This is a genomic window from Paenibacillus tarimensis (assembly GCF_021532315.1).
Lineage (GTDB): Bacteria > Bacillota > Bacilli > Paenibacillales > Paenibacillaceae > Paenibacillus_I > Paenibacillus_I tarimensis.
In genome coordinates this window covers 17,993-34,781 of record NZ_JAKGAO010000029.1, presented here as the reverse complement: position 1 = coordinate 34,781, position 16,789 = coordinate 17,993, and the positions used below count along the sequence as shown (strand labels likewise).

23 protein-coding genes are annotated in these 16,789 nt (G+C 49.3%); all 23 read left to right on the top strand.

All coding sequences use genetic code 11. From position 1 onward, the window contains the following. Positions 1–23: 23 nt before the first annotated feature. The 23 genes from rpoC (at position 24) to rplF (ending at position 16,715) form a co-directional block, all read left to right on the top strand. Positions 24–3,641, top strand: a complete 3,618-nt coding sequence (gene rpoC / locus L1N82_RS21240; protein WP_235289447.1) for a DNA-directed RNA polymerase subunit beta' — start codon at positions 24–26, stop codon at positions 3,639–3,641. A 233-nt stretch (positions 3,642–3,874) separates the two neighbouring features. Beyond that, on the top strand, positions 3,875–4,102 hold the full coding sequence (locus tag L1N82_RS21235) for a ribosomal L7Ae/L30e/S12e/Gadd45 family protein (RefSeq protein ID WP_235289446.1): 228 nt from the start codon (positions 3,875–3,877) through the stop codon (positions 4,100–4,102). A 137-nt stretch (positions 4,103–4,239) separates the two neighbouring features. After that, positions 4,240–4,659 (top strand): 30S ribosomal protein S12, encoded by a 420-nt coding sequence (gene rpsL / locus L1N82_RS21230; RefSeq protein ID WP_111145620.1) that lies wholly within the window; start codon positions 4,240–4,242, stop codon positions 4,657–4,659. Positions 4,660–4,708: 49 nt separating this feature from the next. Further along, the gene (rpsG, locus tag L1N82_RS21225; RefSeq protein ID WP_111145621.1) at positions 4,709–5,179 is read left to right on the top strand and encodes a 30S ribosomal protein S7; all 471 of its coding nucleotides are present in this window, start codon (positions 4,709–4,711) and stop codon (positions 5,177–5,179) included. Positions 5,180–5,208: 29 nt separating this feature from the next. Further along, the gene (fusA, locus tag L1N82_RS21220; RefSeq protein WP_235289445.1) at positions 5,209–7,284 is read left to right on the top strand and encodes an elongation factor G; all 2,076 of its coding nucleotides are present in this window, start codon (positions 5,209–5,211) and stop codon (positions 7,282–7,284) included. Between the two features lie 119 nt (positions 7,285–7,403). Further along, positions 7,404–8,594: an elongation factor Tu gene (tuf, locus tag L1N82_RS21215; RefSeq protein ID WP_235289444.1), complete on the top strand. Its 1,191-nt coding sequence runs from the start codon at positions 7,404–7,406 to the stop codon at positions 8,592–8,594. A 378-nt stretch (positions 8,595–8,972) separates the two neighbouring features. Then, positions 8,973–9,281: a 30S ribosomal protein S10 gene (gene rpsJ / locus L1N82_RS21210; RefSeq protein WP_005544556.1), complete on the top strand. Its 309-nt coding sequence runs from the start codon at positions 8,973–8,975 to the stop codon at positions 9,279–9,281. 43 nt (positions 9,282–9,324) lie between these two features. Next, positions 9,325–9,948: a 50S ribosomal protein L3 gene (rplC, locus tag L1N82_RS21205; protein ID WP_235289443.1), complete on the top strand. Its 624-nt coding sequence runs from the start codon at positions 9,325–9,327 to the stop codon at positions 9,946–9,948. A 26-nt stretch (positions 9,949–9,974) separates the two neighbouring features. Beyond that, the gene (gene rplD / locus L1N82_RS21200) at positions 9,975–10,598 is read left to right on the top strand and encodes a 50S ribosomal protein L4 (protein ID WP_235289442.1); all 624 of its coding nucleotides are present in this window, start codon (positions 9,975–9,977) and stop codon (positions 10,596–10,598) included. Next, a complete protein-coding gene (gene rplW / locus L1N82_RS21195; RefSeq protein ID WP_235289441.1) occupies positions 10,598–10,891 on the top strand; it encodes a 50S ribosomal protein L23 in 294 nt (97 codons plus the stop codon). The genes rplD and rplW overlap by 1 nt, the downstream gene beginning before the upstream one ends. Before the next feature lie 17 nt (positions 10,892–10,908). Next, positions 10,909–11,739, top strand: a complete 831-nt coding sequence (gene rplB / locus L1N82_RS21190) for a 50S ribosomal protein L2 (RefSeq protein WP_235289440.1) — start codon at positions 10,909–10,911, stop codon at positions 11,737–11,739. 78 nt (positions 11,740–11,817) lie between these two features. After that, on the top strand, positions 11,818–12,099 hold the full coding sequence (gene rpsS, locus L1N82_RS21185; RefSeq protein WP_111145628.1) for a 30S ribosomal protein S19: 282 nt from the start codon (positions 11,818–11,820) through the stop codon (positions 12,097–12,099). A 44-nt stretch (positions 12,100–12,143) separates the two neighbouring features. Beyond that, positions 12,144–12,479: a 50S ribosomal protein L22 gene (gene rplV, locus L1N82_RS21180; protein WP_111145629.1), complete on the top strand. Its 336-nt coding sequence runs from the start codon at positions 12,144–12,146 to the stop codon at positions 12,477–12,479. Positions 12,480–12,492: 13 nt separating this feature from the next. Beyond that, positions 12,493–13,158 carry a 30S ribosomal protein S3 gene (gene rpsC, locus L1N82_RS21175; protein WP_111145630.1) on the top strand — a complete coding sequence of 222 codons (666 nt, stop codon included), beginning with the start codon at positions 12,493–12,495 and terminating at the stop codon, positions 13,156–13,158. Positions 13,159–13,160: 2 nt separating this feature from the next. Then, entirely contained in the window at positions 13,161–13,598 is a 438-nt protein-coding gene (rplP, locus tag L1N82_RS21170) for a 50S ribosomal protein L16 (RefSeq protein WP_111145631.1), read from the top strand. Then, a complete protein-coding gene (rpmC, locus tag L1N82_RS21165; protein ID WP_111145632.1) occupies positions 13,585–13,785 on the top strand; it encodes a 50S ribosomal protein L29 in 201 nt (66 codons plus the stop codon). The genes rplP and rpmC overlap by 14 nt, the downstream gene beginning before the upstream one ends. A 52-nt stretch (positions 13,786–13,837) precedes the next feature. Next, positions 13,838–14,101, top strand: coding sequence for a 30S ribosomal protein S17 (rpsQ, locus tag L1N82_RS21160; RefSeq protein WP_111145633.1), 264 nt, complete (start codon positions 13,838–13,840; stop codon positions 14,099–14,101). Between the two features lie 44 nt (positions 14,102–14,145). Further along, the gene (gene rplN, locus L1N82_RS21155) at positions 14,146–14,514 is read left to right on the top strand and encodes a 50S ribosomal protein L14 (RefSeq protein ID WP_111145634.1); all 369 of its coding nucleotides are present in this window, start codon (positions 14,146–14,148) and stop codon (positions 14,512–14,514) included. A gap of 61 nt (positions 14,515–14,575) precedes the next feature. Further along, positions 14,576–14,929, top strand: a complete 354-nt coding sequence (gene rplX, locus L1N82_RS21150; RefSeq protein ID WP_111145635.1) for a 50S ribosomal protein L24 — start codon at positions 14,576–14,578, stop codon at positions 14,927–14,929. A gap of 30 nt (positions 14,930–14,959) precedes the next feature. After that, the gene (gene rplE, locus L1N82_RS21145) at positions 14,960–15,502 is read left to right on the top strand and encodes a 50S ribosomal protein L5 (protein WP_111145636.1); all 543 of its coding nucleotides are present in this window, start codon (positions 14,960–14,962) and stop codon (positions 15,500–15,502) included. A 24-nt stretch (positions 15,503–15,526) separates the two neighbouring features. Next, a complete protein-coding gene (locus L1N82_RS21140) occupies positions 15,527–15,712 on the top strand; it encodes a type Z 30S ribosomal protein S14 (RefSeq protein ID WP_013312154.1) in 186 nt (61 codons plus the stop codon). A 31-nt stretch (positions 15,713–15,743) separates the two neighbouring features. After that, positions 15,744–16,142 (top strand): 30S ribosomal protein S8, encoded by a 399-nt coding sequence (rpsH, locus tag L1N82_RS21135; protein ID WP_111145637.1) that lies wholly within the window; start codon positions 15,744–15,746, stop codon positions 16,140–16,142. Positions 16,143–16,172: 30 nt separating this feature from the next. Next, positions 16,173–16,715 carry a 50S ribosomal protein L6 gene (gene rplF / locus L1N82_RS21130; RefSeq protein ID WP_235289439.1) on the top strand — a complete coding sequence of 181 codons (543 nt, stop codon included), beginning with the start codon at positions 16,173–16,175 and terminating at the stop codon, positions 16,713–16,715. Positions 16,716–16,789: the final 74 nt, after the last annotated feature.

The window sequence follows — 16,789 nt, the reverse complement described above, 5'->3', positions numbered from 1 at the left end:
TGAGACTTAAGGAGGGTTGCTCCTTGTTGGATGTAAACAACTTCGAGTACATGAAGATTGGCCTGGCATCGCCGGATAAAATCCGTTCCTGGTCGCGCGGTGAAGTTAAGAAGCCGGAAACGATCAACTACCGGACACTGAAGCCGGAGAAGGAAGGTCTTTTCTGCGAAAAGATCTTCGGACCGACAAAGGACTGGGAATGTCACTGTGGCAAGTATAAGCGTGTTCGTTACAAGGGCGTAGTATGTGACCGATGCGGTGTTGAAGTAACGCGCGCTAAGGTTCGCCGTGAGCGGATGGGTCATATCGAGCTGGCTGCACCGGTTTCGCATATTTGGTACTTCAAAGGTATCCCGAGCCGCATGGGTCTGGCGCTGGACATGTCTCCGCGCTCCCTTGAAGAGATTATTTATTTTGCATCTTATGTGGTGACGGATCCAGGCGATACGCCGCTGGAGAAGAAGCAGCTGCTCTCGGAGAAGGAATACCGGAGCTATCGTGAGAAGTATGGCTATGGTTTCCATGCCGGTATGGGTGCCGAGGCAGTGAAGAAGCTGCTTCAGGACATCGATGTCGAGAAGGAACTGGAAACACTTAAGGAAGAACTTCGCACCGCTCAAGGCCAGCGCCGTAACCGTGCGATCAAGCGCCTTGAAGTAATCGAAGCTTTCCGTAACTCGGGTAATGAGCCAGAGTGGATGATTTTGGATGTTCTCCCTGTCATTCCGCCTGAGCTTCGTCCAATGGTTCAGCTGGATGGCGGACGCTTTGCCACCTCAGACCTGAACGACCTGTACCGTCGTGTTATCAACCGGAACAACCGTCTGAAGCGTCTTCTCGATCTTGGCGCGCCGGATATTATCGTACAGAACGAGAAGCGGATGCTGCAGGAAGCGGTTGATGCCCTGATCGATAACGGACGCCGTGGTCGCCCTGTAACAGGACCTGGCAACCGTCCTCTGAAGTCACTCAGCCATATGCTGAAGGGTAAGCAGGGACGCTTCCGTCAGAACCTTCTGGGTAAGCGTGTTGACTACTCCGGCCGTTCGGTAATCGTAGTAGGTCCGAGCCTGAAGATGTATCAGTGCGGTCTTCCGAAGGAAATGGCGCTTGAACTTTTCAAGCCATTCGTAATGAAGGAGCTTGTAAATAAAGGTCTTGCTCATAACATCAAGAGTGCGAAGCGTAAAGTCGAGCGTGTTAGCCCAGAGGTTTGGGACGTACTCGAAGAAGTTATCAAGGAGCATCCGGTCTTGTTGAACCGTGCCCCTACACTTCACCGTCTTGGTATTCAGGCTTTTGAACCGATTCTCGTAGAGGGACGTGCGATCAAGCTGCATCCGCTCGTATGTACGGCATACAACGCCGATTTCGACGGTGACCAGATGGCTGTTCACGTACCGCTGTCTGCTGAAGCACAGGCTGAAGCCCGTTTGCTGATGCTTGCATCCGGTAATATCCTTAACCCGAAAGACGGCAAGCCGGTCGTAACACCGTCACAGGATATGGTTCTTGGCAGCTACTACTTGACCATGGACAACATGGAAGCGAAAGGCTCGGGTTCCTTGTTCGGAACTGTGAATGAAGCGATCTCGGCTTACCAGCGCGGTATCGTTTCACTGCATGCCCGCGTTATTGTTCCAGCACGTGTTGTGCGTAAGAAGACGTTTACGGAAGCTCAGCAGAACTCTCTGCTTGTAACTACTGTTGGTAAAATTATCTTTAATGAAATTTTCCCAGACGACTTCCCATACATCAACGAGGCAACCAAAACCAATCTGCTTCATGGAACGCCGGATAAATACTTTGTCTACGAAAAAGGTACAGACCTGCAGAAATTCCTTCAAGAAGTTCCGACAGCCGGTGCGGTGGGCAAGGAATACTTGGGGCAGATTATCGCTGAGTGCTTCCGCCAGTACCATACGACTCGCACGTCGGTAATTCTTGATAAAATCAAGCAGCTCGGATTTACCTACTCGACACGGGCTGGTATTACCATTGCCGTATCCGACGTTATCGTGCCTCAGGAGAAGCAGGAGATCCTGCAGGAATCTGAAGAAAAAGTACGCGTTGTTACGAACCAGTATCGCCGCGGTTTGATTACGAACGAAGAGCGCTATGACCGTGTTATCGATATTTGGGGTGCAACGAAAGATAAGATCACTGATATCCTCATGAGATCGATGGACCGCTACAATTCCATCATGCTCATGGTAGATTCCAAGGCACGTGGTAACAAATCGCAGATTACACAGCTTGGGGGCATGCGGGGGCTGATGGCTAACCCGTCTGGCCGTATTATCGAACTCCCTATCAAGTCAAACTTCCGTGAAGGCCTAACCGTCCTCGAGTACTTTATCTCGACACACGGTGCGCGTAAAGGTCTTGCCGATACCGCACTTCGTACGGCTGACTCCGGTTACCTTACCCGGCGGCTTGTTGACGTGGCACAGGATGTTATCGTCCGTGAGGATGATTGCGGTACTGATAAAGGCTTCATGGTTTCAAAGATCCAAGACGGTAAAGAGGTAATCGAGGATCTGTACGACCGTATCGAGGGCCGTTACTCCTTCGAAACGATCCGTCATCCGGAGACAGGCGAAGTTATCGTCAACCGTAACGAGTTGATCGACTCTAACAAAGCCGATGCTATTATTGAAGCTGGCGTTGCTAAGCTGCAGATCCGTTCCGTACTTAGCTGCCGCGCCCGTCATGGCGTCTGCAAGATCTGTTATGGACGTAATCTCGCTACCGGGAAGCATGTAGAAATCGGCGAAGCAGTTGGTATTATTGCTGCTCAATCGATCGGTGAGCCGGGTACCCAGCTGACGATGCGTACGTTCCATACCGGCGGTGTTGCCGGTGATGACATCACGCAAGGTTTGCCGCGTATTCAGGAGCTGTTCGAAGCACGTAACCCGAAAGGTCAAGCAATTATCACGGAGCTTGATGGTGTCGTCAAAGAGATCCGTGAAGCCAAGGACCGCCGTGAAATTGAAGTACAGGGTGAAGCAGAATCGAAAGTGTACGCAGTTACCTACGGTTCTAGAATCCGTGTGACCGAAGGCCAGCACATTGAAGCTGGTGATGAAATCACAGACGGATCGATTGACCCTAAGGATATGCTGCGTATCAAAGGTATCCGCGGCGTACAGAACTATATACTGCAGGAAGTTCAGCGCGTATACCGGAACCAGGGTGTTGAAATCAACGATAAGCACGTTGAAGTTATGATTAAGCAGATGCTGCGTAAAATCCGCATAGTTGATGCGGGTGAAACAACGCTGCTTCCAGGTGCATTCGTTGATATTCATGAGTATGAGGAAGCAAACCGTGAAGCGATTCTCGCAGGACGTGAGCCTGCCGTCGCGAAGCCAGTGCTCCTTGGTATTACAAAAGCATCGCTCGAGACGGACTCCTTCCTGTCTGCAGCCTCCTTCCAGGAGACGACTCGTGTCCTGACAGATGCCGCTATCAAAGGTAAGGTTGACCAACTGCTTGGCTTGAAAGAGAATGTCATTATCGGCAAGCTCATTCCAGCAGGTACCGGTATGAACCGTTACCGCAGCATTAAGTTTGCGGGCATGGACGAAGAGGAACAATTGGATGAATCTGCAGAGAGTGTAACAGTAGAGTCTTAGTAAAAAACTTCGCTGTTACTGAGAGTGTAACAGATCTCTTGCATTGGACTGTTTGGCGGCCGGGTACAGGTTTATTCCTGCCCGGCCGTACTTTCGTCCGGATACTATCAGCTATTAGAAAAAATATTTTCAGGCATAGGGTTATTACCTTGACATTCTACAAGCAGTGGTGCTATTATATCGAAGTGTGCCTAAAAGGGTGGTCCTGTGCTTGTTTGAAAGGATGAGGTTCCATGCCTTACAAGATTGGCACAAAGCAGACAACTAGGATGGTAGAACAGCAGATTGCTGAACGAGTCTTGGTTGCCAAAGATGCAGATCCGCGGATCACAGGCAGGATTATCGACTTGTGTGCTGAGGCCGGAGTCGAGATCGTATGGGTTGAATCGATGGAAATCCTCGGGGAGACCTGCGGCATTGACGTCGGAGCCGCCATGGCCGCAATGATCCCTGATGAATAATAAGGAACTTCTTGTTTTTGCTATAAGCCATTAAGGCATTAGGCAAAAACTTTCGTTTGTTTCTTTATGAACCACCTGGATCTGTGGGCTTAAAAAGGTGAGCGTAAATTGATTTATCAAAGGAAGGGGGTGGCAGCATGCCAACAATCAATCAGCTCGTACGCAAGGGCCGTCAAGCGAAAGTAGTTAAGTCGAAATCGCCGGCACTTCAAAGAGGTTTTAACGCACTGAAACGTGAAAGCACGGACCTTAGCTCGCCGCAGAAGCGCGGTGTATGCACTCGTGTAGGAACGATGACTCCGAAGAAGCCTAACTCCGCTCTGCGGAAATACGCGAGGGTTCGTCTGACGAACCGCGTAGAGGTTACAGCTTACATTCCAGGTATCGGTCACAATCTACAGGAGCACAGCGTGGTTCTGATCCGCGGAGGCCGGGTTAAAGACCTTCCGGGTGTTCGTTACCACATCGTACGCGGTGCGCTTGATACCGCAGGTGTTAACAACCGTAAACAAGCTCGCTCGAAGTACGGCGCGAAGCGTCCGAAAGAGAAAAAGTAATAAACCGGGGTGACCCGGTAACAAACATTTAAGAAAGGGGGACATCCTCATGCCACGCAAAGGACCAGTACCTAAACGTGATGTGCTTCCGGATCCGGTGTACAACAGCAAGCTGGTAACACGTCTGATCAACCGCATTATGATCGACGGCAAGCGCGGTGTTGCCCAAACGATTCTCTATGATGCATTCAATGTCATCAAGGAACGTACGGGTAAAGACCCGATGGAAGTGTTTGAAGCTGCCATCAAGAATATTATGCCAGTACTTGAAGTGAAAGCCCGCCGTGTTGGTGGTGCAAACTATCAGGTGCCAATCGAAGTTAAGCCGGAACGTCGTACATCGCTCGGACTCCGTTGGCTCGTTAACTACTCCCGCAACCGCGGCGAGAAGACGATGGAAGAGCGTTTGGCAGCAGAAATCATCGATGCATCGAACAACACTGGCGCATCGGTGAAGAAGCGCGAAGACACGCACAAAATGGCAGAAGCCAACAAAGCGTTTGCTCATTATCGTTGGTAGGATTTTAAGAGACGAAAGGAGACATGATCATGGCAAGAGAGTTCTCCTTGAAAAATACGCGTAACATCGGGATCATGGCGCATATTGATGCCGGTAAAACCACCACTACTGAACGGATCCTGTTCTACACAGGCCGTACCCACAAAATCGGTGAAGTGCACGAAGGTGCTGCAACGATGGACTGGATGGAGCAGGAACAGGAGCGCGGAATTACGATTACTTCCGCTGCTACCACTGCTCAGTGGAATGGTCACCGCATCAATATCATTGATACCCCGGGACACGTTGACTTCACTGTTGAAGTTGAACGTTCCCTGCGTGTATTGGACGGGGCCGTAGGTGTTTTCAGTGCGAAAGAAGGCGTTGAGCCACAGTCTGAAACCGTATGGCGTCAGGCTGACCGTTATGGCGTTCCTCGGATCGCGTATGTAAACAAGATGGACATCATTGGCGCAGACTTCCTGAATGTTGTCAAAGACATGCGTGAACGTCTGCAAGCTAACGCGGTTGCGATTCAGCTGCCAATCGGTGCCGAGAACGACTTCGTTGGCGTTATCGACATCATTGAGCGCGTAGCTTACAAGTACAAGGATGACCTTGGTAAAGAACCAGAGAAGGTTGAGATTCCGGAAGAGTATAAGGAAAAGGTTGAAGAACTTCGCGCTGAACTCGTGGAGAAGGTGGCTGAGCTTGATGAAGAGCTTACCATGCGTTATCTCGAGGGTGAAGAAATCACGATTCCTGAACTGAAAGCCGCACTCCGTAAGGGTGTCTGCTCCGTTCAAATCTTCCCGGTAATTGCTGGTTCTTCTTACCGCAACAAGGGTGTCCAGATGATGCTGGACGCTGTTGTTGATTACCTGCCGTCGCCAGTCGACGTACCAGACATCAAAGGTACGCTTGAAGACGGAACGGAAACAGTTCGTAAATCTGCAGATGACCAGCCTTTCGCAGCTTTGGCTTTCAAAATTGCGACTGACCCGTTTGTAGGTAAACTGACGTTCTTCCGCGTGTATTCCGGCGTACTGCATTCCGGTTCATATGTTCTGAATGCCACTAAAGGTAAGCGTGAACGGATCGGACGTATCCTTCAGATGCATGCAAACAGCCGTCAAGAAATCTCGGAAGTATATTCCGGCGATATCGCAGCTGCAGTCGGTCTGAAAGACACGATTACAGGTGATACACTTTGCGATGAGAAGAATCCGGTTATCTTGGAGTCTATGAACTTCCCTGAACCGGTTATCGAAATCGCAATCGAGCCAAAGACAAAAGCCGACCAAGACAAAATGGGCGTAGCACTCTCCAAGCTTGCTGAGGAAGATCCGACTTTCCGTGCTTATACGGATGAAGAAACGAATCAAACAATCATCGCTGGTATGGGTGAGCTTCACCTTGAAATCATCGTTGACCGTATGCTTCGTGAATTCAAAGTTGAGACGAATGTTGGTAAACCACAGGTAGCTTACCGTGAAACGTTCACTGCACCGGCTCGCGTTGAAGGTAAATTTGTTCGTCAGTCCGGCGGACGCGGTCAATACGGTCATGTATGGATCGAATTTGCTCCTCAAGAGCCAGGACAAGGATTTGTGTTCGAGAACAAAATTGTTGGTGGTGTAGTTCCTCGTGAATACATCCCTGCGGTTCAAGCTGGTATCGAGGAATCGATGAAGAACGGCGTACTTGCCGGCTTCCCGCTCGTTGATGTCAAAGCAACAATCGTAGATGGATCGTATCATGATGTCGACTCCTCCGAGATGGCGTTTAAGATCGCTGGTTCGATGGCGCTGAAAGCAGCTAAGGACAAGTGTAAGCCAGTTCTGCTGGAGCCAATCATGAAGGTTGAAGTTACCGTTCCGGAAGAGTATTTCGGTGACGTTATGGGTATGCTGAGCTCCCGCCGTGGCCGTATCGAAGGTACGGACAGCCGTTCCGGTGCTCAGATCATCCGTGCAAAGGTACCTCTGGCTGAAATGTTTGGTTACTCCACGACTCTTCGTTCCGGTACTCAGGGACGCGGTGTGTTCGCAATGGAACTGTCTCATTACGAGGAAGTTCCGAAGTCGATCTCCGAAGAGATCATTTCGAAGAGCAAGGGTGCATAATCCGGTTCTTCCAATATCTATACCTTAAGAGTTGCATTTGGCCCAGCGCAGCGTTACACTTGTGATGCGCGCGCTTGGCCCACACATACATTTTCCAATATTAAGGAGGATTAAGTTCAATGGCTAAGGCTAAATTTGAACGTAACAAACCGCACGTTAACATTGGTACGATCGGTCACGTTGACCATGGTAAAACGACTCTGACTGCTGCGATCACTACCGTTCTTTCCAAGAAATACGGCGGTGCAGCTATTGCATTTGACCAAATCGACAAAGCACCAGAAGAGCGCGAGCGCGGTATCACAATCTCCACAGCTCACGTAGAATATGAAACACCTAACCGTCACTACGCACACGTAGACTGCCCAGGCCACGCCGACTATGTTAAAAACATGATCACCGGCGCAGCACAAATGGACGGCGCTATCCTCGTAGTATCCGCAGCTGACGGCCCAATGCCACAAACGCGTGAGCACATCCTGCTCTCCCGTCAGGTAGGCGTTCCTTACATCGTCGTATTCCTGAACAAGTGCGACATGGTTGAAGACGAAGAACTTCTTGAACTGGTTGAGATGGAAGTGCGCGACCTGCTGAACGAATATGAGTTCCCAGGTGACGACACTCCAATCATCCGTGGTGCAGCTCGTGAAGCACTGCAAAACCCAGACGGACCTTGGGCTGACAAGATCGTTGAGCTGTTCGAGCAAATCGATACTTACATCCCAACTCCTGAGCGCGACACTGACAAGCCTTTCCTGATGCCTGTCGAGGACGTATTCACAATCACTGGTCGTGGTACAGTTGCAACTGGCCGTGTTGAGCGTGGTACAGTTAAAGTGGGCGACGAGGTTGAAATCGTTGGTCTGGCTGAAGAAACTCGCAAGTCCGTATGTACGGGCGTTGAGATGTTCCGTAAGCTGCTTGACTCCGCTCAAGCCGGCGACAACATCGGTGCACTGCTTCGTGGTGTTGAGCGTAAGGACATCGAGCGTGGCCAAGTTATTTCTAAGCCAGGTTCCGTTAAGCCTCACACGAACTTCACAGCACAAATCTACGTTCTGACCAAAGAAGAAGGTGGCCGTCATAAGCCTTTCTTCACTGGCTACCGTCCGCAGTTCTACTTCCGTACAACTGACGTAACGGGTATCATCAACCTTCCAGAAGGCAGCGAAATGGTAATGCCTGGCGATAACATCACGGTAACGGTTGAGCTGATTGCTCCAATCGCTATCGAAGAAGGTACTCGCTTCGCGATTCGCGAAGGCGGCCGTACTGTAGGCGCTGGCGCTGTAGCAACAATTCAAAAATAATTCGACGCGGCTCTAGCCGCATCGTGATCGGAAGCTTCCGCTTAGGCGGGAGCTTCTTTTTAGTTATTGATTCGTGAATTAGTTTCTACTATTATATATGAGTTACTGGGTGTATCATTCTCATATGAGGGGAAATGGGTTGACCATTAAGCTGCGGTTATAGCTTTAATTATAACCAAATACAGGAATTGCCGATAAAGTATAAAAAAATGTTGCATTCGCCTGGTCAATTCGATATAATATTGACTGTTGGTCTGCGACGTTGCGATGATGTGAGAGGTTGCCGACACACCCGGCTCCTTTGCCATGGAGAGGTGGTCGGGGTATTCTCACGGAGTATGTCCGATAATAAATTGGGCGATAGAAGGAGGGACTTATATGGCAAAGCAAAAGATTCGTATCCGCTTGAAAGCATACGATCACAGAATTCTTGACCAATCTGCAGAGAAGATTGTTGAAACTGCAAAACGTTCCGGTGCAGGTGTTTCCGGTCCGATTCCGCTTCCAACGGAAAAGCAAATCATCACCATTCTGCGTGCGGTACACAAGTACAAGGATTCCCGTGAACAATTCGAAATGCGCACACACAAGCGTCTGATCGATATTGTGAATCCGACGCCGCAAACGGTTGATGCGTTGATGCGTCTGGACCTGCCGTCCGGTGTAGATATTGAAATTAAGCTTTAATAGAAGAGATTATTTTACGTATGAAAGGAAATGAGGTGTCAACATGAAAGGTATCTTAGGCAAAAAGCTTGGTATGACGCAAGTGTTTACACCTGAAGGCAACGTGGTGCCAGTAACGGTTATCGAAGCAGGTCCTTGCGTTGTTCTTCAGAAGAAAGACCAAGAAAACGATGGATACGAAGCTATCCAGGTAGGCTTCTCTGATAAAAAAGAGAAGAGAGCGATCAAGCCGGAAATCGGCCACGCTAAAAAAGCCAACACGGCTCCTAAGCGCTACGTTCGTGAAATTCGCGGTATTACAATCGGCGACTATGAAGTTGGCCAAGAACTGAAGGCTGACTTGTTCGCTGAGGGCGAATTTGTTGACGTAACGGGTATTTCGAAAGGTAAAGGCTTTGCCGGCGTTATTAAGCGTTGGGGACAAAGTACTGGACCGATGTCTCACGGTTCCCGTTATCATCGCGGACCAGGTTCCATGGGTTCTATTCAAGCGAACCGCGTGCCTAAAGGCAAGCGTCTTCCGGGTCACATGGGTTCCGAGACGATTACGATCCAAAATCTCGAAGTTGTACGTGTGGATGCAGAGCGCAACGTAATTCTCGTTAAAGGCTCAATTCCCGGTGCGAAGAACAGCTTCGTAAAAATTAAATCTACGGTGAAGAAATAATAGACTGAAGAAAGGAGGAACATGAAATGCCAAAAGTAGCACTTTTCAACGTGAGCGGTTCGCAGGTTGGTGAATTCGAACTGTCAGACAGCGTATTCGGTATCCAGCCAAACGTTCACGTCCTTCATAGTGCAGTACTGCTTCAGCAAGCAGCTGAGCGTCAAGGCACGCATAAGACGAAAGGACGCTCTGAAGTGCGTGGTGGCGGCCGCAAGCCTTGGAAACAAAAAGGTACGGGTCGTGCACGTCAAGGTAGTATCCGTTCCCCGCAATGGGTTGGTGGCGGTACAGTATTCGGCCCAACTCCGCGGAAATACGGTTTTAAGCTTCCTAAAAAAGTTCGCCGTCTGGCAATCAAATCCGCACTGTCTTCTAAAGTGATCGATAATGAGATTATCGTGTTGGATCAACTTGCAATGGCACAGCCGAAGACGAAAGAATTCGCAGAGATCCTGAACAACCTCAAGGTTGCCCGCAAGGCACTGGTTGTTACGGCTAACTACGAAGATAACGTTGCGTTGTCGGCTCGCAATATTCCAGGTGTTAAGTTCGTCGCTGCAGACGGTATTAATGTTCTGGATGTATTGTCCTACGACAAGCTGGTCATCACGAAAGAAGCAGTCGAGAAAGTACAGGAGGTGCTTGCGTAATGAAAGATCCACGCGATATTATCAAGCGCCCGGTCATCACGGAGCAAACGAGCGACTTCATGATTAACAAGCGTTATGTGTTTGAAGTTGATCTCCGTGCTAACAAGACCGAAATTAAAGCTGCTATCGAACAAATCTTCAAAGTGAAGGTTGTTAGTGTTAATACATTGCGTATGCCGGCTAAGCCAAAGCGTTATGGCCGTCATTCCGGATATACTTCCGAATGGAAGAAAGCGATCGTTCAATTGAGCGATGACAGTAAAGAGCTCGAATTCTTCGAAGCATCCGTATAAGTAAGGAGGGAAATCTAGTGCCAGTTAAGAAGTATAAACCGACATCGCCGGCCCGTCGTGGTATGTCTGTATCGACATTTGAAGAGATCACCACGAATCAACCGGAGAAATCGTTGCTTGCGCCTCTTCACAAGAAAGCAGGTCGCAACAACCAAGGTAAAATCACGGTTCGTCACCATGGCGGCGGTCACAAGCGTAAATACCGTGTTATCGACTTCAAACGGAACAAGGACGGCATTCCAGCTCGCGTAGCGACAATTGAATACGATCCAAACCGTACATCGAACATCGCATTGCTGCATTATGCAGATGGCGAGAAGCGTTACATCATTGCTCCAAAAGGCCTGAAGGTAAACGATCAGGTAATGTCCGGAGTTGGCGCTGACATCAAAGTTGGTAACGCACTTCCACTCGAGAATATTCCTGTTGGTACAGTTATCCACAACATTGAGATGAAGCCAGGCAAGGGCGGACAGCTGGTTCGCGCTGCAGGTACTGAAGCTCAACTTCTCGGTAAGGAAGATGATTACGTTGTAATCCGTCTTACTTCCGGCGAAATGCGCCGTATTCTGAAAACTTGCCGTGCAACAATCGGTACTGTTGGTAACGAGGATCACGAGCTCGTGAAAATCGGTAAAGCCGGCCGTAGCCGTTGGCTCGGTAAGCGCCCAGAAGTTCGCGGTGTCGTCATGAACCCTAACGATCACCCTCACGGTGGTGGTGAAGGCCGTGCTCCAATCGGACGTAAATCTCCGATGTCTCCATGGGGTAAGCCGACACTCGGTTTCAAGACTCGTAAGAAGAAGAAGGCTTCCAGCCAATATATTATTCGTCGCCGTACGAAATAATAACCGTTCAGTCAGTGCGCCTCAGGCCGCCTGAGGCGGCGTGAACGATAACAAGCAAGCTTGAAGGGAGGAACACCCATGGGTCGCAGTTTGAAGAAAGGTCCGTTTATTGACGGCTACCTTCTGAAAAAAGTCGAAGATTTGAACGAAACGAATAAGAAAGTCGTTATCAAAACTTGGTCCCGTCGTTCTACGATTTTCCCGCAGTTCATCGGACACACTTTCGCTGTTTATGACGGTCGTAAGCATGTTCCGGTTTATGTAACGGAAGATATGGTCGGACATAAGCTGGGCGAGTTTGCGCCTACGCGTACGTACAAAGGCCATACAGACGACGACAAGAAAACAGGCAGAAGATAGTCTGCCGGTTATGATTTTCTACACGTAAGAGAGGAGGTTCAACCATGCAACAAGCTAAAGCCAGCGTTAACCATGTCCGCATCGCTCCTCGGAAAGCTCAACTGGTTGTGGACTTGATCCGCGGTAAGCAGGTTGGTGAAGCAATTGCGATTCTGCGTCACACGCCAAAGTCGGCATCTCCTGTTGTTGAGAAGCTTCTGAACTCGGCTATCGCAAATGCAGAGCATAACTACCAAATGGACGTTAACAAATTGGTGGTATCGCAAGTTTTTGTAAACCAGGGTCCAACTATGAAACGTTTCCGCCCTCGTGCAATGGGACGTGCAAGCCGGATCAACAAGAGAACCAGCCACATTACTTTGGTGGTATCCGAAAAATAAGGAGGGAAAACGTGTGGGTCAAAAGGTAAATCCGGTCGGTCTTCGTATCGGGATCATCCGGGATTGGGAATCCAAATGGTACGCCGGTAAAGATTTCGGCGATCTGCTCCTGGAAGACGTGAAAATTCGTGAGTTCCTTAAGAATAAATTGAAGGACGCGGCTGTTTCCCGCATTGAGATTGAGCGTGCAGCTAACCGCGTTAACGTAACAATTCATACAGCCAAGCCTGGTATGGTAATCGGTAAAGGCGGCTCGGAGGTTGAGAACCTTCGTACAGAGCTTGCTAAGATTACTAACGGCAAGAAAGTACACATCAACATTTCTGAAATCAAACAAGCGGATCTGGACGCTATCCTCGTAGCAGAAAGCATCGCACAGCAGCTTGAACGTCGTATCTCGTTCCGCCGCGCTATGAAACAAGCGCTGCAGCGTACGATGCGTGCAGGCGCGAAGGGAATCAAAACCTCGGTAAGCGGACGTCTTGGCGGTGCGGAAATCGCACGTACTGAAGGCTACAGCGAAGGCACAGTGCCTCTGCATACACTCCGTGCCGATATCGATTATGGTACGGCAGAGGCTCATACAACTTACGGCCGCATTGGCGTAAAGGTATGGATCTACCGTGGTGAAATCCTTCCGTCGAAGAAGAAAGCTGCCATCCAGGAAGGAGGCAACTAATCATGTTGGTACCAAAACGTGTAAAACATCGTAAGCAACAACGCGGCCACATGAGAGGCCGTGCCAAAGGCGGTACGGAAGTTCATTTCGGCGAGTTTGGTCTTCAGGCAACTGAGCCAGGCTGGATCACTAACCGTCAGATCGAATCCGCTCGTATTGCCATGACTCGTTACATCCGCCGTGGTGGTAAAGTATGGATTAAGATCTTCCCTGCTAAGCCAATCACCCAGAAGCCTCTCGAAGTCCGGATGGGTAGCGGTAAAGGTAACGTTGAGAAGTGGGTAGCGGTAGTTAAACCAGGTAAAGTAATGTTCGAACTTGCTGGCGTGTCAGAGGAAATCGCACGTGAAGCTATGCGTCTGGCGGCTCACAAGCTTCCTGTAAAGACGAAGTTCGTGAAACGTGAAGAAGTGGGTGGTGAAGCAAATGAAAGCAAGTGAATTCCGCAACCTTACCACTGCTGAGCTTGAACAAAAGATCGCAGGATTCAAGGAAGAGCTGTTCAACCTTCGTTTTCAATTGGCCACCGGTCAGCTTGACAATCCGACTCGCATCCGCGATGTTCGGAAAGAAATAGCTCGTGCCAAAACGGTAATCCGTGAACGTGAACTGGGTATCACCAGCTAATTAATAGATATTGAATAGATGGAATACCTCGCCTTCAGGAAGGAGGAAAAACATGAGTGAACGCAACGCACGTAAAGTACAAATCGGTAAAGTTGTAAGTGACAAGATGGACAAAACTATCGTGGTAGCGGTGGAAACTTACAAAAAGCATGATCTTTACCACAAGCGCATCAAATACACGAAGAAGTTCAAGGCGCATGACGAGAACAACCAAGCTAAGATCGGCGACGTTGTTAAGATTATGGAAACTCGTCCGCTCTCCAAGGACAAACGCTTCAGACTCGTTGAGATCGTTGAAGAAGCAGTTATCCTTTAAGATTTGCGTGTCATTAAGCATTTTTCCGAAAGGAGGACCTTAACATGATTCAACCATTTACACGTTTGGCTGTCGCTGACAACTCCGGCGCTAAAGAATTGATGTGTATTCGTGTGCTGGGTGGTACGGGACGTCGTGTCGGTCATATCGGTGATTTGATTGTTTGTTCTGTAAAATCCGCAACACCAGGTGGCGTTGTCAAAAAGGGCGACGTAGTCAAAGCTGTTATCGTTCGCACGAAGCGTACGGTTCGCCGTAAAGACGGTTCTTACATCTCGTTCGACGAGAACGCTGCTGTAGTAGTGAAGGAAGATAAGAGCCCACGTGGTACTCGTATCTTTGGACCAGTTGCCCGTGAGCTTCGCGATAAGGATTTCATGAAGATCGTATCGCTGGCACCAGAAGTCATCTAATCCCGTACAGACGGGAACTCGATAAATGCTTGAGTGCAGACGCACGCAGGAGGTGTAACAAATGCCAAGACTCAAAAAAGTTCTGGAATCGCACAACAACAAGCTGCACGTGAAGAAGGACGACAACGTTATCGTCATCACGGGCAAGGATAAAGGTAAAAAAGGCCGCGTTATCGCAGCTTATCCGCGTGAGAATCGCGTACTTATCGAAGGCGTGAACATGGTGAAGAAGCATACGCGTCCTTCCCAGCAAAATCCGCAAGGCGGAATTATTGAGCAGGAAGCGCCGATCCATGTTTCGAACGTGATGCACATTGATCCGAAGAGCGGCAAACCGACTCGTATCGGCTACCAAGTGCAAAGCAACGGCAAGAAGGTTCGGATTGCTAAGAAATCCGGCGAGGTAATCGACTAATTTGCATAGCGGAAAGGAGGTCCATGATTCATGGCTGCAAGAATGAAAGATCGTTTTCTAAACGAAATCACGCCTGCTCTGATGCAGAAATTCAACTATTCCACGGTAATGCAAGTGCCGAAGGTTGAGAAGGTTGTTATCAACATGGGTGTTGGCGAAGCGGTAGCAAACTCCAAAGTTCTGGACGTAGCTGTTGATGAACTTCAACAAATCGCCGGCCAAAAGCCAGTTGTAACACGCGCGAAGAAATCCATCGCTGGATTTAAGCTTCGTGAGAATATGCCAATCGGTGTGAAGGTGACCCTGCGCGGTGAGCGCATGTATTACTTCCTCGATAAGCTGTTCAACATTTCGCTTCCACGTGTACGTGACTTCCGTGGTGTTTCGACCAAAGCGTTTGATGGACGCGGTAACTATACACTGGGCCTCAAGGAACAATTGATCTTCCCTGAGATCGAGTATGATAAAGTTGATAAAACGCGCGGTATGGACGTCGTCATCGTCACGACGGCAAAAACGGACGAAGAAGCTCGTGAGCTGCTGACCCAATTGGGTATGCCGTTCGCGAAGTAATCCACTTCTAGGAGGTGTAACCAAGTGGCAAAAACTTCGATGAAAGTGAAGCAGCAACGTACCCCGAAGTTCAAAGTGCGTGCTTATACGCGCTGTGAACGTTGCGGCCGTCCGCATTCCGTTCTTCAAAAGTTTAAAATCTGCCGGATTTGTTTCCGTGAGTTAGCATACAAAGGCCAGATCCCTGGCGTTAAAAAAGCGAGCTGGTAATCAGCTAGACCGGGAAGGAGGTTTTCGAATAATGGTTATGTCTGATCCGATTGCAGATATGCTGACCCGTATTCGTAACGCGAATACTGTACGTCATGAGACCGTGGAGATGCCCGCTTCGAACATTAAGAAGCAAATCGCCGAAATTCTGAAGAGCGAGGGCTTCATTCGTGACGCTGAATTCATTGAGGACAGCAAACAAGGGATTATCCGTATTTTCCTGAAATACGGCCCGAACAACGAGCGCGTTATCACCGGACTGAAGCGCATCAGTAAACCGGGACTTCGCGTGTACACGAAATCAACTGAGATCCCTCGCGTACTGGGCGGACTCGGAATTGCGATCATTTCCACTTCCAAAGGGGTTATGACCGATAAAGCAGCACGTCAAGCGAAAGCTGGCGGCGAAGTCGTTTGCTACGTTTGGTAAGAAGAAGTTACAACGATTGGAGGTGTCACCATGTCACGTATTGGCCGCAAACCGATCCAGGTGCCTAACGGCGTAAACATTACCCTGGACAACTCTGTTATTACAGTTAAAGGACCGAAAGGTACGCTTACCCGCGAGCTTCATAAGGATATGAAGGTAGTCGTTGGTGAAAACGAAATTTCGATCGAACGTCCTTCTGACAATAAGCTTCACCGTTCCCTGCATGGAACAACCCGTAGTGTCGTTGCCAACATGGTCAGCGGTGTTACAGAAGGTTTCACCAAATCCCTCGAGCTAGTGGGCGTTGGTTACCGTGCAAATAAGACAGGGGAGAAAGTAGTTCTGAACGTTGGCTACTCTCACCCAGTCGAAATCGCTGCTGAGCAAGGTATTGAATTCGAGGTACCTTCCAACACGAAGATCATCGTTAAAGGCATCGACAAGGAACTTGTCGGCGCAACAGCTGCCAAAATCCGCTCCGTACGTGAGCCTGAACCTTATAAGGGCAAAGGTATCAAGTATGAAGGCGAACGGATCCTTCGTAAAGAAGGTAAAGCAGGTAAGAAGAAATAATAAGCCTAGAGGCTTAATGAACGTGAAGGCGGCTAGCCCGCCTATACATGCGGCTTAGACCGGACTGGTAGGAA

Excerpts from the sequence above, each read along its gene's own strand:
- rplF (WP_235289439.1), top strand. The coding sequence starts at position 16,173 with ATGTCACGTATTGGCCGCAAACCGATCCAGGTGCCTAACGGCGTAAAC.
- tuf (WP_235289444.1), top strand. The coding sequence starts at position 7,404 with ATGGCTAAGGCTAAATTTGAACGTAACAAACCGCACGTTAACATTGGT.
- rplD (WP_235289442.1), top strand. The coding sequence starts at position 9,975 with ATGCCAAAAGTAGCACTTTTCAACGTGAGCGGTTCGCAGGTTGGTGAA.
- rplP (WP_111145631.1), top strand. The coding sequence starts at position 13,161 with ATGTTGGTACCAAAACGTGTAAAACATCGTAAGCAACAACGCGGCCAC.
- rplW (WP_235289441.1), top strand. The coding sequence starts at position 10,598 with ATGAAAGATCCACGCGATATTATCAAGCGCCCGGTCATCACGGAGCAA.
- rplC (WP_235289443.1), top strand. The coding sequence starts at position 9,325 with ATGAAAGGTATCTTAGGCAAAAAGCTTGGTATGACGCAAGTGTTTACA.
- rpmC (WP_111145632.1), top strand. The coding sequence starts at position 13,585 with ATGAAAGCAAGTGAATTCCGCAACCTTACCACTGCTGAGCTTGAACAA.
- rplV (WP_111145629.1), top strand. The coding sequence starts at position 12,144 with ATGCAACAAGCTAAAGCCAGCGTTAACCATGTCCGCATCGCTCCTCGG.
- rplE (WP_111145636.1), top strand. The coding sequence starts at position 14,960 with ATGGCTGCAAGAATGAAAGATCGTTTTCTAAACGAAATCACGCCTGCT.
- rplX (WP_111145635.1), top strand. The coding sequence starts at position 14,576 with ATGCCAAGACTCAAAAAAGTTCTGGAATCGCACAACAACAAGCTGCAC.
- rpsJ (WP_005544556.1), top strand. The coding sequence starts at position 8,973 with ATGGCAAAGCAAAAGATTCGTATCCGCTTGAAAGCATACGATCACAGA.
- rpsQ (WP_111145633.1), top strand. The coding sequence starts at position 13,838 with ATGAGTGAACGCAACGCACGTAAAGTACAAATCGGTAAAGTTGTAAGT.
- rpsS (WP_111145628.1), top strand. The coding sequence starts at position 11,818 with ATGGGTCGCAGTTTGAAGAAAGGTCCGTTTATTGACGGCTACCTTCTG.
- rpsG (WP_111145621.1), top strand. The coding sequence starts at position 4,709 with ATGCCACGCAAAGGACCAGTACCTAAACGTGATGTGCTTCCGGATCCG.
- fusA (WP_235289445.1), top strand. The coding sequence starts at position 5,209 with ATGGCAAGAGAGTTCTCCTTGAAAAATACGCGTAACATCGGGATCATG.
- rplN (WP_111145634.1), top strand. The coding sequence starts at position 14,146 with ATGATTCAACCATTTACACGTTTGGCTGTCGCTGACAACTCCGGCGCT.
- rpsH (WP_111145637.1), top strand. The coding sequence starts at position 15,744 with ATGGTTATGTCTGATCCGATTGCAGATATGCTGACCCGTATTCGTAAC.
- rpsL (WP_111145620.1), top strand. The coding sequence starts at position 4,240 with ATGCCAACAATCAATCAGCTCGTACGCAAGGGCCGTCAAGCGAAAGTA.
- L1N82_RS21235 (WP_235289446.1), top strand. The coding sequence starts at position 3,875 with ATGCCTTACAAGATTGGCACAAAGCAGACAACTAGGATGGTAGAACAG.